Origin of the sequence: Nocardia aobensis NBRC 100429 (genome assembly GCF_000308375.1) — a bacterium.
Classification (GTDB): domain Bacteria; phylum Actinomycetota; class Actinomycetes; order Mycobacteriales; family Mycobacteriaceae; genus Nocardia; species Nocardia aobensis.
The window spans coordinates 25,540-38,638 of the sequence record NZ_BAFQ01000014.1 but is presented as its reverse complement, the minus strand read 5'-3'; the positions used below and the strand labels follow the sequence as shown (position 1 = coordinate 38,638).

Sequence of the window (13,099 nt, the reverse complement as noted above, 5' to 3'; positions counted from 1 at the left end):
GCACGATATGGAAACCGGCGCCCGGGACCAGCGGATACCGCCTTCCCCACGGCGCGTGCCGCACGAACAGGCCCGAGGCGGGCATTCCGGTTCGCACAGCCGCCACCGTCTCACTCAAGATATCCACACACTGCCCCGATCGACAGAACTCACACCGCGACGATCACCAGCATGCTGACCGATCCGGTCACGGTCAACGCACCCACCGGACACGGCAGCGCCTGACGAATCCGAGCCCGTCCGCGCCGACCATCAGAGGTCACCATGACCGGTCTGTCACCGTGCTACGCCGACGTGCGGGCCCACTACGGCCTCGGCCGCGCGAAACAGCGGAGGGCGGCCACCGCGAAAGGTGACCGCCCTCGTTCTGTGTTCGCGAGATCTACAACCAGGTATCCAGGGTGGTCGTGGTGAGGAAGTGCTCGAGGTCGGCCCGCCAGGGGGCCGGGGTGGTCTTCTCGGGTTCGATGGCGGTGTACTGGCCGCGGTAGAAGAGAAGCGGCCTGCCGGAGTCCGTGGACTCCGACAGGGCCAGTACCCGGCCGATCACGATGTAGTGATCGCCGCCGTCGACGACGCTGTCCACCGTGCACTGGATCGTGGCCAGCGCGTCGCCCAGGACCGGAAGTCCCAGATCCGAAGTGCTCCAGCCGATTCCGGCGAACTTGTCGGGTTCGCGGGAACCGAAGCGGGCACACACCTGTTGCTGCTCCTCGGCCAGGACGTTCACGCAGAACCGTCCCGACTGCTCGATCGCGGCCCAGGACCGCGACCCTTTGGTGGGGCAGAACAGTACCAGCGGCGGGTCGAGGGAGAGGGCGGCGAAGGACTGACAGGCGAAACCGATCGGCGCCCGCTCGGCGTCCTCGGTCTCGGTGAAGGTGGTGATCACCGTGATGCCGGTGCAGAACTGCCCCAGCACATTCCGGAACTGCCGGCCGTCGATCTCCGGGTATTCGCCCGTGGCGGTCATGGTTGTCGCCCTCTCCGCGCTTCGCTACTTGAATCCCACCGTGAAGTCGTGACCCCACAGGCTCACCGCGGTGGATTCCCGCGCGATCCAGGAGTGGTCATCGACTTCCAAACCCTCACAGCCGAATTCGATGTCGAATCCGCCGGGGGTCTTCATGTAGAACGACAACATCTTGTCGTTGATGTGGCGGCCGAGGGTGGCCGACATCTTGACCTTCTTGCGCAGCGCGCGATCCAGGCAGAGACCGACGTCGTCGGAATTCTCCACCTCGACCATGAGGTGCACGATGCCGGTCGGATTCGGCAGCGGCAGGAACGCCAGCGCGTGGTGGCGCGGATTGCAGCCGTAGAAGCGCAGCCACGCCGGGTCGCCGTCGGCGGGCCGGCCGACGACCTGCGGTGGCAGCCGCATCGAATCGCGCAGCCGGAACCCCAGGACGTCCTGATAGAACGCCTGCGCTTCGGCATCGTCGGAGCAGGTCAGCACGACGTGTCCCAGGCCCTGTTCGGCGGTGACGAACTTGTGACCGTAGGGGCTGACGAAACGCCGGGCCAGGTACTGGGCGCCGTAGAACGCCTCGAGCGTATTGCCGGAGGGGTCCTGGAAGCGGATCATGCCCTCGACGCGCCGCTCCGCGAGCTCGTCCTTGGTGCCCTCGTCGAAGGCGACGTCGGCCTTGGTCAGCGTCTCCCGAAGCCGTTGCAGCCCTGGGGCATCGGTGACCTCCCAGCCCGAGACCTGCAGGCGGTCCTGCTCACCCGGCACGATCACCAGGCGGGCGGGAAAATCGTCCATCCGCAGATAGAGGGCATCCGGGTCGGGCCCGTCGGCCTCCATCATGCCGAGCACCTTGAGCCCGTACTCGCGCCAGGCGGCCACGTCGGTCGCCTCGATGCGCATGTACCCGAGCGCACGAATACTCATCGTGCCTCCTTCGCTTTGCGGGACACCCGCACCCGATCGGCCCGATGACCGGCTGCGCAATGGTAGGTCATCGTGCCTCCTTCACACCGAAGAGGAAATCGGTTGCCAGCCGATTGAATTCGTCGAACTTCTCCAGCTGCGCCCAGTGTCCGCACCCGCCGAACACGTGCAGTTGCGCGCGCGGGATGGTCTTCAGCGCCACCAGGGCACCGTCGAGCGGATTCACCCGGTCCTCACGGCCCCAGATGAGCAGCACCGGCTGGCGCAGCTTGTACGCCTCCCGCCACAGCATGCCCTTCTCGAAATCCGCACCGGCGAACGACTTACCCATCGCGCGGGTCGCGGCCAGCGCTTCGGGCGTGCCGGCCGAGGCGAAGCGCTCGTCGAGCAGTTCCGACGTGATCAGCGACTGGTCGAAGACCATGATCCGCAGGAACTTCTCCAGATTGTCGCGGGTGGGCTCGACGTTGAACTTGCCCAGCGCCTTGACGCCCTCGGTGGGATCCGGCGCGAACAGGTTGGTGCTCAGTCCGCCGGGACCCATCAGAACCAGCTTGCCGGCCCGGTCCGGATAGTCGAGCGCGAAGCGCACCGCCGCGCCGCCGCCGAGCGAATTGCCCAGCAGGTGAACGCGTTCGGTGATGCCGAGGGTGTCGAGCAGATCCTTCAGCGCCGAGGCGCTGTGCACGAAGTACTGCGGGTGGTCGGTCGGCTTGTCCGACTGACCGAAGCCCGGCTGATCCACCGCCAGCACGTGGAAGTGCCGCGCCAGCACCGGAATGTTGCGCGCGAAGTTCGACCACGACGAAGCGCCCGGACCACCGCCGTGCAGCAGCACGATGGTGGGACCGTTGCCCTCGCCGGCCTCGTGATAGTGCAGCTTCAGATCCGGGCGGACCTGGGCGAACTTCGAGGTGGACTCGTAGGTCAACTCGGAGACGGCGGTCATCACACCATCCCGTCGGTGACCGGCAGGCCGAACGCGTGGGTGCCGTACATCATGTAGGCGCGCTCGGGATCGTTGGCGGCGTGCACGCGGCCGGCGTGCGCGTCGCGCCAGAAACGCTGCAGCGGAGTGCCGTTCGCGAGCGCGGTCGCACCCGAGCTCTCGAACAGCTTGTCGATCGAGGCGATGGCCCGGCCGGTGGCGCGAACCTGATCGCGACGGGCCGCCACGCGCAGGTCGAACGGAATCTCCTCGCCGGCGACCAGCAGCTTGTACTCGTCGGCGACATTGCCCGACAGCTGCCGCCACGCGGCGTCGATATCGCTGGCGGCCTCGGCGATGCGCACCTTGGCGAACGGGTCGTCCTTGGCCTTCTCCCCGGCGTAGGCCGCGCGCAGGCGCTTGCCCTGATGCTCCACGTGCGCGTCCAGCGCGCCGTAGGCCATGCCGACGATCGGCGTGGAGATGGTGGTGGGATGGATGGTGCCCCACGGCATCTTGTAGACCGGGTCCGTGTTCTGCTGCAGACCGGGCGCGGTCAGGTCGTTCATGCTCTTGTAGCTGAGGAAGCGGTGCCGCGGCACGAAGACGTTCTCCAGCACCAGGGTGTTGGAGCCGGTGCCCTTGAGGCCCACCACATTCCACACGTCGTCGATGCGGTAGTCGGTGCGCGGAACCAGGAAGCTGCCGAAGTCGACCGGCTTCCCGTCCTTGATCACCGGACCACCGACGAAGGTCCAGGTGGCGTGATCGCTACCCGACGACCAGGCCCAGGAGCCGTTGACGATGTAGCCGTCGCCGCTCTCGGTCACCACGCCGGCACCCATCGGGGCGTAGGAGGAGGAGATGCGGACCTGGGTGTCCTCGCCCCAGACCTCCTCCTGCGCCTGCTGGTCGAACAGCGCCAGATGCCAGTTGTGCACGCCGATGATGCCGGCCACCCAGCCGGTGGAACCGCAGGCGCTGGCGATCTTGCGCACGGTGTCGTAGAACACGACCGGGTCGGCGGCGTATCCGCCCCACTGGCGCGGCTGCAGCAGCTTGAAGAAACCGGTCTCTTGCAGCGCCTTCATGGTCTCGTCTGGGATGCGGCGCAGATCTTCTGCCTCCTGCGCTTGTTCGCGCAGCTTCGGCAACAGTGCTTCGACCCGCTCGGTTACTTCTTGCGTCATCTCGGGGGCTGCTCCTGCCTGGTCGAAATCGGAACGGGTGTATCGGTCGCATTCCGTTCTGCGGAACCGATACTTGTCTTGAGACTAGAACACGTTCTTATTTATGTCGAGAACGGGTGTTCATTGTCCCATAACGAACACCTTTGCCTGGTAGTCAACGGAATAGCTGGCGCTGGGCCGCTCAATTTTGTAACGTGTTCTAGTACTTCCAGAGGAGGGATGACGATGGCAGAAACCGCACAGCGGAGCGGGAAGGTCCGCGAGATCGACGTCGGCTCGACACCGACGCGGTACGCGCGGGGCTGGCATTGCCTGGGCCTGGCCGAGACGTTTCGCGACGGTAAGCCACATGCCGTGCAGGCTTTCGGCACCAAACTCGTGGTGTGGGCCGACAGCAACGACGAGCTGAAGGTGCTCGACGCCTACTGCCGCCACCTCGGCGGCGATCTCAGCATGGGCGAGATCAAGGGCGACTCCATCGCGTGCCCGTTCCACGACTGGCGCTGGGGCGGCAACGGCCGCTGCACCTCGATCCCGTACGCGCGGCGCGTGCCGCCGCTGGCCCGCACCCGCGCCTGGACCACCCTCGAGCGCAACGGCCAGCTCTACGTCTGGCACGACCACGAGGGCAATCCGCCGCCGGACGACGTCACCATCCCCTATATCGAGGGGCCCTACACCGACGCCGACGGCAACCCGGTCGAAGAGCGCAACAACGACTGGACCCCGTTCACCTGGAACACCATGCTGATCGAGGGCGCCAACTGCCGCGAGATCGTGGACAACGTGGTGGACATGGCCCACTTCTTCTACATCCACTTCGCCTTCCCGACGTACTTCAAGAACGTCTTCGAAGGCCACGTGGCCACGCAGTTCCTCGAGACGAAGGGCCGTCCGGACATCGGCATGGCCGCCAAGTACGGCGGGGAGACGCTGCTGAAGTCGGAGGCGTCCTACTTCGGCCCGTCCTACATGATCAACCCGCTGACCAATATCTACGGCGGTTACCAGATCAAGGTCCAGCTGATCAACTGCCACTACCCGGTGACGCAGGATTCGTTCGTGCTGCAGTACGGCCTGTCGGTCGAGAAGCCCAAGGGCATCGACGACGAGACGGCGGAGAAGCTGGCCAAGTCCATGACCGACTTCTTCGGTGACGGCTTCCTGCAGGACGTGGAGATCTGGAAGCACAAGTCCAAGATCGACAACCCGCTGCTCTGCGAGGAGGACGGCCCGGTCTACCAGCTGCGCCGCTGGTACGACCAGTTCTACGTCGACGTCGCCGATATCGACCCGAAGATGGTGCAGCGCTTCGAATTCGAGGTCGACACCACCAAGGCCAACGAGCACTGGGAGGCCGAGGTCGCCGAGAATCTGCGGCGCAAGAAGGAAGAGGACGCGGCACAGCAGGACCCTGCCGTCAAGCAGGAGGCGGGTGCCTGATGGTCTCCTGGGCCAAAGCACCCGATTTCGCGGACCGCCCGGAACGCCGGGAACAGGTGCGTGCCCAGACGGTCGTCGACAGGCAGCGCTATCTCGAAGACGGCCTGACGCCGGTGGCCTGCCGGGCATGCGGAGTGGAAGTCCTGGTCCGCAAGTCCTCCTCGCACCAGCGTTCGGTGCAGTGGACGGTCAGCCCGGCCGAACACTGCCCGGTCTTCGCGAAACTGGCCGGGCCGGGGCGACCGGATCCGTGCCCGGACCTGGAGAAGTCGATCCAGTATGCGATCGATGAGGGCATGCTGGCGATCGACGAGTAAGCAGGCGTGTTGCTCGGGCCCGCCCACCGTATTCGACAGGGATACGGTGGGCGGGCCTGAACTATTCGTGCAAACCTCCGCGCGAAAGGCGGAAATCGCGCCGAATCACCGAGGTTTGCACGATTTGTTCACCCCGGCGATCAGTCCAGCCGGAAGTCCGCGAAATCGAATCCGGGCGCGACCACGCAGCTCACCAGCACGTAGTCGTCACCGGCCGGGCGTGCGGCCTGGCTGACACCGGCGGGCACCACGGCCTGCAGAAGTTGGCCCCGTTCGACGTCCGGGCCGAGAATCACTTCGTCGCCGCCGATGTTCAGCAGCAGCGGGCCACCGCGCTGCCACAACCAGATCTCGTCCGAGCGCACGGTATGCGGCGCGGACTTCTCGTGCGGCAGCAGCAGGAAGTGGATGGCGGTGGCGGATGCGCGCGGGCCGTCGTAGCCGTCCGGCTCGAATTCGACCGGGCTGCGGTAGGTTTCGCGGAACCAGCCGCCTTCGGGATGCGGTTGCAGATCCAGTGCCTCGGCCAGCGCGGGTCGTTCGGACATCGTCGCCTCCTGCGGGGTAATCGGTTGCTTGCGGATTCTGCGCGGTCGGGAGCGATACCGCGAACCCGGCGGCGTGGTCACACGCCCTGCTACCGCCTGCCCGGCCGCCCGACGACCCAGCGCGCGTCTTCTCGTCGACGCCGACCATGGGGGCGCATCACAGGTCCCGGGCCGCGCTGTAGGCCATCGCGACGTGGGCGAACAGGGTCGTGCGTTGCTCGCGGACCGCGGCGTCGCCGGGTTCGAGCAGGCACTGCTGCGAGGTGCCGTCGTGGACCGCGACCACCGCGCGGCCGAGGCCCTCGCGGTCGGTGACAGTGCGTCCGGCGCGGTTGAGCAGCGCCTCCAGGACCGGCAGCAGGGCCGCGACGATCGCGTTCTCCCGCGCGACCATGACCCGCCGCAGCGACGGGTTGCGCAGGGCGTGGGCGGTGAATTCGGCGGTGATGCGAAACCACTTGTCGTCCAGCGGAACCGCCCGCAGCACCCGCTCCACACCGGCGCGCAGATCGTGGACATCGGCGCCGGACTCCGACTCCAGAACTCCCGTCAGTTCGCGCAGCATCTCGGCCGACCGCAACTCCCACATCGCCAGGAACAGTTCCTCCAGCGAGCTGAAGTTCGAGTAGAACGCCCCGCGGGTGAATCCGGCGCGCTCACAGATCTGCTCGACCGTGCACCGACCGAACCCCTCTTCGGCGAACGCGTCGAACGCGGCGTCGAGCAACCGTTGCCGAGTCTCGGCCCGCCGCTTGGTCATTCGCGGTTCGCGCCGTGACGCGCCGCTCGCCCCGGCGGCATCGTCCACGGATGGGAGAGCTCCGCCGGCCGGCACCGATTCGGCGGTCGAGTCGCCGCGACGTGCCCGCGCGCGGCCGTGTCCGGGCTCGGACGAACGCCGGGCACCGAGAGACGTCACGAGCGCTTCCTCTCCCTGGACATATGGATACACGAGTGTATCAACCGGCTGGTTCCGCGAGGGTTTCTCGACCGCCTGCGTAGGCTGCGGCGCCGAGCACCAGATCCTCGAGCCGGATTCCGTGACGGTGCCCGGCTTCGTCGACCATCACGAGCCGCCGGCGCACCGCCGTGCCGGCGCGGTGGCCGGGGCGACCTCCCCTCGCCGGTCGGCAGCGTGCCGGCGAGCACAGTGACCCGCGCATCGCGACGGAACGCACACCGGCAAGGCTCAGGGAAGCTGTGCAGCCGACCGCGGGCCGCGCACGCTCCCCCCTTCGCGGCCCGCTGCGCCGAATCCGTGCCGGTATCAGCTGAGGTTGGTGCCCGACCAGCCGAAGTTGAAGGTGTGCCCCTTCGAGCTGCACTGCACCGCACCGCGACCACCGGCACTGCAGGTGGCGCCGCCGTAATTGATGACGCCGCCGTAGTCGTAGCCGTCGGAGGCGGGCCCCGAGTCGATGGATCGGCTGCCGGCGCGACCCAGCGGGCCGGTCAGGCCGAAGGTCGGATGCGCCGGGAGGAACGGCAGGTCGATGGCGACATTGCTGATGGGAATTCCGAACAGAGTGGCGACTCCGGGGCTGATGTCACAGCCGACGTCACCGTTGGGGTGCATCGAGCAATTGGCGTACCCGGCACTGAAATACACCGTGTCGCCCACCAGATAATCGGCCGGGTTCTGCACCGTGGGCCCGTTCGCGGCGACGAACGGTTGCGCATCCGCCACCGCCCCACCGGCCATCGAAATCGCCACTGCGGCAACAGATCCGCCGATCAACGCTCGTATTTTCACAGCAACTCCTATGTTTTCGTCCGCGCGGATGATCGAGAGCAGAATTGCTTGCCGCGCAAGAGTACAGCGCTCCCCAGACCCGTATTCGGATCGCGTGGAAGAACCCGCGCGTTAACACACGGTCACCTCGAAACTGCCGTTCACCATCCGGCCGCATACCCCCGGTGAATTCACCACCGTGGGACGCTCGCCCGAACGCGAAAGGGCCGCGAACGAATACCGTTCGCGGCCCGTCGTTTCGACATGGTCAGGCGGAAGCGCCCTGCTTTTCCCGCTGCAGTTCCAGCGCGATGTCGATCAGCTGATCCTCCTGGCCGCCGACCAGCTTGCGCTTACCGGCGCGCACCAGCATTTCGGCCGCCGAGACGCCATAGCGTTCGGCTTGGCGCTCGGCGTGCTTGAGGAAACTCGAGTACACGCCCGCGTAGCCCATCATCAGGGCCTGGCGGTCGAGCAGGCATTCCTGCGGCATGGCCGGGCGCACGACGTCCTCGGCGGCATCGGCGATGGCGAAGAAGTCGATACCGGTCTTGATACCGATCTTGTCGGCGACGCCGACGAACGCCTCGACCGGGGTGTTGCCCGCACCGGCGCCGAAACGCCGTGCGCTGCCGTCGATCTGCTTGGCGCCGGCCTTCACCGCGTAGATCGAGTTGGCGACCGCGAGGTCGAGATTCTCGTGGCCGTGGAAGCCGACCTGGGCGTCGTCGCCGAGTTCGGCGGCGACCGCGGCGATGCGGTCGGACACCTGATCCAGTACCAGCGCACCCGCGGAGTCCACGACGTAGACGCACTGGCATCCGGCGTCGGCCATGATGCGCGCCTGCTTGGCGAGCACCTCCGGCGGCTGCGAATGCGACATCATCAGGAAGCCGACGGTTTCCATGCCGAGGTCGCGGGCATAGCCGAAGTGCTGGATCGAGACGTCGGCCTCGGTGCAGTGGGTGGCGATGCGGACGATGGACGCGCCGTTGTCCTGGGAGATCTTGATGTCCTCCTTGACGCCCACGCCGGGCAGCATGAGGACCGCGATCTTGGCCTGTTTCGCGGTCTGCGCCGCGATCGTGATCAGTTCCTGCTCAGGGGTTTTGGAGAACCCGTAGTTGAACGAGGAACCGCCGAGGCCGTCACCGTGGGTCACCTCGATCACCGGCACACCCGCGGCGTCGACGGCCGCGACGATATCGCGCACCTCGGTGGCGGTGAACTGGTGACGCTTGTGATGGGAACCGTCGCGCAGCGAGGTGTCGGTGACGCGGACGTCGAGTTCCTGGGAGAACGGCTGCAATACGTAGTTCATGATCTGGTCCCTCCTAGACCCGAGCCGTGAGGATCTGTTCGGCCATGACCTCGCCCACCCGGGTGGCGGCGGCGGTCATGATGTCGAGGTTGCCGGCGTAGGGCGGCAGGAAGTCGCCCGCGCCCTCGACCTCCACGAAGACCGAAACCTTCGCCATCCCACCGGAAATCACGCTCGGCTCGTCGAACTGCGGTTCGTTGAGCAGCCGGTAGCCGGGCACGTACTCCTGGATGTCGGCGACCATCCGGTGGATGGATTCGCTGATCGCATCGGTGTCCGCATCCTCGGGAATGGCGGCGAAGATGGTGTCGCGCATGATCATCGGCGGCTCGGCCGGGTTGAGGATGATGATCGCCTTACCGCGCTTGGCGCCACCGATGGTCTCCACACCCTTGCTGGTGGTCTTGGTGAACTCGTCGATGTTCGCGCGGGTGCCGGGCCCGGCCGAGACCGAGGAAACCGAGGCGACGATCTCGGCGTAGGGCACCTCGACCACGCGCGAAACGGCCGCGACGATCGGAATCGTCGCCTGCCCACCGCAGGTGATCATGTTGACGTTCGGGGTGTCGATATTCGCGCCGAGGTTCACCGGCGGCACGACCGCCGGGCCGACCGCGGCGGGGGTGAGATCCACCGCGCGGATACCGGCCGCCTCGTACTTCGGCGCGTATTCGCGATGCACGTAGGCCGAGGTGGCCTCGAACAGCATGTCGGGCTTCTCCGGCAGCGCGAGCAGCCAGTCGGCGCCCTCGTGCGAGGTCTCCAGACCCAGCCCGCGGGCCCGCTTCAGACCCTCACTGTCCGGATCGATACCGATCATCCAGCGCGGCTCGATCCGCTCCGACCGCAGCAGCTTGTACAGCAGATCGGTGCTGATATTGCCGGAGCCGACGATCGCGGCTGTAACCTTCCCGTTGCTAGGCACTTGATCTCCCTCAGCTGAATGTCAAACGGACGGAACCGAGTCCAGCGAACTCGGCATGGAAGTCGTCACCCGGACGGGCGTCGATGGCGCGGGTGCACGAACCCGGCAGCACGATGTCGCCGGCCTTCAGCCGCACCCCGAACGAGGCGACCTTGCGGGCCAGCCAGGCCACCGCGATGGTCGGATCATCGAGCACCGCGTCGCTGCGGCCCTGCGCGACGACCTCGCCGTTGCGGGTCAGAGTCGCGTCGATGGCCTTGATGTCCAGCGCATCCGGCGCCACCCGCTCCGGCCCGAGCACCCAGCCGGCCGAAGACGCATTGTCGGCGATGGTGTCGCACAACGCGATATTCCAGTTCTTGATGCGGGTGTCGATCAGCTCGATCGCGGGGGCATAGGCGACCGTCGCGGCCAGCACGTCGGCCTCGGTGCACTCCTCACCCGGCAGATCCGCGCCGAGCACGAAACCGACCTCGACCTCGACGCGCGGGAACAGGTACTTCGACGTGTCGACCGGAACGTCCTCGAACACCTGCATATCGGCGAGCAGATGGCCGTAGTCGGGTTCGTCGACGCCCATCATCTCCTGCATGGCCTTCGAGGAGAGCCCGACCTTGTGACCGACCACCTTCGCGCCGTCGGCCAGCCGCTGCCGGATGTTGATGAGCTGGATCTCGTAGGCGTCGACCACGTCGATCGCCGCATACCGCGTGACCAGCGGATCGATCGGCACCCGGTCTCGTTCGGCGACCGCGAGCTCCGCGGCCAGTTCATTCCGTACCGCGTCGGACAGCACGCTTGTTCCTTCCATTGGGGCGCTCGGTCTGGGGACCAGCCGGTGAACGGGATACAAACTGAAACGAGTTTTCCTGCATTTTCTCGTGTCAGCAGTCCCATCTGCCAGACCAATATAGACCGAACCTGATCCGATTCTATAACGTGTTCTACATGACTGATCGGGAATACGACGTGGTGGTGGTCGGCAGCGGCGCCGCCGGAATGACCGCCGCCCTCGCCGCCGCGCACCACGGACTGCGCGCGGTGCTCATCGAGAAGGCCGCGCACTACGGCGGTTCGACCGCACGTAGTGGTGGCGGTGTGTGGATCCCGGGCAACAAGGCGCTCAAGGCGTCCGGCCGGCCCGACGACCGGGAGGAAGCCCGCCGCTACCTGCACAGCATCATCGGTGACGTGGTGCCGAAGGAGAAGATCGACACCTACATCGACCGCGGTGCCGAGGCATTCGACTTCGTCCTCGATCACTCTCCGCTGAAGATGACCTGGGTGCCGGGCTACTCCGACTACCACCCCGAGGCCCCCGGCGGCCTGGGCTCCGGCCGCTCCTGCGAGCCGAAGCCGTTCAATCTGAAGACGCTCGGCGCCGAGGCCGCGAATCTGGAACCGCCCTACGCCAAGGCCCCGCTCAACGTCGTCGTCATGCAGACCGACTTCGTGCGCCTGAACCTGATCAAGCGGCATCCGAAGGGCATGATGCGCGCCATGCGGGTCGGCGCCCGCACCTACCTGGCGAAATTCACCGGCAAGCAGATCGTGGGCATGGGCCAGGCCATCATCGCGGCCATGCGCAAGGGCCTGCAGGACGCGAATGTCCCGGTGCTGCTCAACACTCCCCTGACCAAGCTGATCACCGAAGACGGCCGGGTCGTCGGCGTGGAGGCGACCGTCGACGGCGAGCCGACGATCTTCAAGGCCCGCTACGGCGTGGTGCTGGGCACCGGCGGTTTCGAGCACAACGCCGAGATGCGCGAGCAGTACCAGCGCAAGCCCATCACCACCGAGTGGACCACGGGCGCGGCGGCCAACACCGGTGACGGCATCCGGGCCGGTATGGAGGTCGGCGGCGATATCGGGTTCATGGAGGACTCCTGGTGGGGGCCGACCATTTTCAAGGGTGGTAAGCCGTGGTTCGCGCTGGCCGAGCGCAATCTGCCCGGCGCGATCATGGTGAACGCCGACGGTAAGCGATTCGGTAATGAGTCCGCTCCTTACGTCGAGGCCGTGCACACCATGTACGGCGGCAAATGGGGTCAGGGCGACGGTCCGGGCGAGAACATCCCCGCCTGGCTGGTGTTCGACCAGCGCTACCGCAACCGCTACATCTTCGCCGGGCTGCAGCCGGGCCAGCGCTTTCCGTCCCGCTGGATGGAAAACGACAACATCGTCAAGGCCGACACCCTCGAGGAGCTGGCCCAGCGTCTCGGCGTGCCGGCGGACAATCTCGCCGCCACCGTCGCCCGTTTCAACGCCTTCGCGGAGAAGGGCGTGGACGAGGACTTCGGCCGCGGCAAGAGTCACTACGACCGCTACTACGGCGATCCGACCGTGAAGCCGAACCCGTGCCTGGCGGCCCTGGTGCAGGGCCCGTTCTACGCCGCCAAGATCGTGCCCGGCGACCTGGGCACCAAGGGCGGTCTGGTCACCGACACCGCGGCGCGGGTGCTGCGCGCGGACGGCACCGTGATCGAGGGGCTCTACGCCTCCGGCAACTCCTCGACCCCGGTGATGGGCCATACCTACGCCGGCCCCGGCGCGACCATCGGGCCCGCGCTGACCTTCGGCTATCTGGCGGTCATGGATATCGTCGAGAAGGCGCGCGCGGAGAAGGCCCCCACCGGCGCGGCGAGCAAGTAGGCAGGCACCGGTGAGCGGGACCCGCAGCGGGGGCCCGGGCCGATCCCGGCACCATGGGAGCGGTCGGGCCACCCGCGGCGGCGTCCGCGACACCACTGCCGATCGAGGGTGGTCCGGCCGATCGGATCGGATCCCGGACGCCCTCG

The 13,099-nt window shown here is 66.8% G+C and carries 13 protein-coding genes and 1 pseudogene; 3 read left to right on the top strand and 11 right to left on the bottom strand.

The window, feature by feature from the left end; all coding sequences use genetic code 11:
* The 5 genes and pseudogenes from RJ03_RS39195 to hsaA all read right to left on the bottom strand — a co-directional run.
* A pseudogene (locus RJ03_RS39195) lies at positions 1–127 on the bottom strand (AraC family transcriptional regulator); the annotation flags it as partial.
* 255 nt (positions 128–382) lie between these two features.
* On the bottom strand, positions 383–973 hold the full coding sequence (gene hsaB / locus RJ03_RS02390; protein WP_036497556.1) for a 3-hydroxy-9,10-secoandrosta-1,3,5(10)-triene-9,17-dione monooxygenase reductase subunit: 591 nt from the start codon (positions 971–973) through the stop codon (positions 383–385).
* 24 nt (positions 974–997) lie between these two features.
* Positions 998–1,897 (bottom strand): iron-dependent extradiol dioxygenase HsaC, encoded by a 900-nt coding sequence (hsaC, locus tag RJ03_RS02385; protein ID WP_036497555.1) that lies wholly within the window; start codon positions 1,895–1,897, stop codon positions 998–1,000.
* A gap of 67 nt (positions 1,898–1,964) precedes the next feature.
* Positions 1,965–2,846 (bottom strand): 4,5:9,10-diseco-3-hydroxy-5,9,17-trioxoandrosta-1(10),2-diene-4-oate hydrolase, encoded by an 882-nt coding sequence (gene hsaD / locus RJ03_RS02380; RefSeq protein WP_036497553.1) that lies wholly within the window; start codon positions 2,844–2,846, stop codon positions 1,965–1,967.
* Positions 2,846–4,015 carry a 3-hydroxy-9,10-secoandrosta-1,3,5(10)-triene-9,17-dione monooxygenase oxygenase subunit gene (gene hsaA / locus RJ03_RS02375; protein WP_030517284.1) on the bottom strand — a complete coding sequence of 390 codons (1,170 nt, stop codon included), beginning with the start codon at positions 4,013–4,015 and terminating at the stop codon, positions 2,846–2,848. Before hsaA ends, hsaD begins: the two co-directional genes overlap by 1 nt.
* Before the next feature lie 225 nt (positions 4,016–4,240).
* On the opposite strand from hsaA, the gene RJ03_RS02370 reads away from it, so the two are divergent.
* Together RJ03_RS02370 and RJ03_RS02365 are read left to right on the top strand one after the other, a co-directional pair.
* Positions 4,241–5,458, top strand: coding sequence for a 3-ketosteroid-9-alpha-monooxygenase, oxygenase component (locus RJ03_RS02370; RefSeq protein WP_036497580.1), 1,218 nt, complete (start codon positions 4,241–4,243; stop codon positions 5,456–5,458).
* Positions 5,458–5,775: a hypothetical protein gene (locus tag RJ03_RS02365; RefSeq protein ID WP_036497552.1), complete on the top strand. Its 318-nt coding sequence runs from the start codon at positions 5,458–5,460 to the stop codon at positions 5,773–5,775. The genes RJ03_RS02370 and RJ03_RS02365 overlap by 1 nt, the downstream gene beginning before the upstream one ends.
* A 140-nt stretch (positions 5,776–5,915) precedes the next feature.
* Here the strand turns inward: RJ03_RS02365 and RJ03_RS02360 are convergent, their stop codons facing one another.
* From RJ03_RS02360 to RJ03_RS02335, 6 genes are all read right to left on the bottom strand, one after another.
* Positions 5,916–6,323 carry a cupin domain-containing protein gene (locus RJ03_RS02360; RefSeq protein ID WP_036497550.1) on the bottom strand — a complete coding sequence of 136 codons (408 nt, stop codon included), beginning with the start codon at positions 6,321–6,323 and terminating at the stop codon, positions 5,916–5,918.
* Between the two features lie 157 nt (positions 6,324–6,480).
* Positions 6,481–7,083: a TetR/AcrR family transcriptional regulator gene (locus RJ03_RS02355; protein WP_036497578.1), complete on the bottom strand. Its 603-nt coding sequence runs from the start codon at positions 7,081–7,083 to the stop codon at positions 6,481–6,483.
* A gap of 507 nt (positions 7,084–7,590) precedes the next feature.
* Positions 7,591–8,076, bottom strand: a complete 486-nt coding sequence (locus RJ03_RS02350; RefSeq protein ID WP_157163320.1) for a hypothetical protein — start codon at positions 8,074–8,076, stop codon at positions 7,591–7,593.
* 247 nt (positions 8,077–8,323) lie between these two features.
* The gene (gene dmpG, locus RJ03_RS02345; protein ID WP_036497546.1) at positions 8,324–9,376 is read right to left on the bottom strand and encodes a 4-hydroxy-2-oxovalerate aldolase; all 1,053 of its coding nucleotides are present in this window, start codon (positions 9,374–9,376) and stop codon (positions 8,324–8,326) included.
* A 13-nt stretch (positions 9,377–9,389) separates the two neighbouring features.
* The gene (locus RJ03_RS02340; protein ID WP_036497544.1) at positions 9,390–10,301 is read right to left on the bottom strand and encodes an acetaldehyde dehydrogenase (acetylating); all 912 of its coding nucleotides are present in this window, start codon (positions 10,299–10,301) and stop codon (positions 9,390–9,392) included.
* Between the two features lie 10 nt (positions 10,302–10,311).
* Positions 10,312–11,097 (bottom strand): 2-keto-4-pentenoate hydratase, encoded by a 786-nt coding sequence (locus RJ03_RS02335; RefSeq protein ID WP_030517292.1) that lies wholly within the window; start codon positions 11,095–11,097, stop codon positions 10,312–10,314.
* A gap of 143 nt (positions 11,098–11,240) precedes the next feature.
* On the opposite strand from RJ03_RS02335, the gene kstD reads away from it, so the two are divergent.
* Positions 11,241–12,953: a 3-oxosteroid 1-dehydrogenase gene (kstD, locus tag RJ03_RS02330; RefSeq protein WP_051024162.1), complete on the top strand. Its 1,713-nt coding sequence runs from the start codon at positions 11,241–11,243 to the stop codon at positions 12,951–12,953.
* Positions 12,954–13,099: the final 146 nt, after the last annotated feature.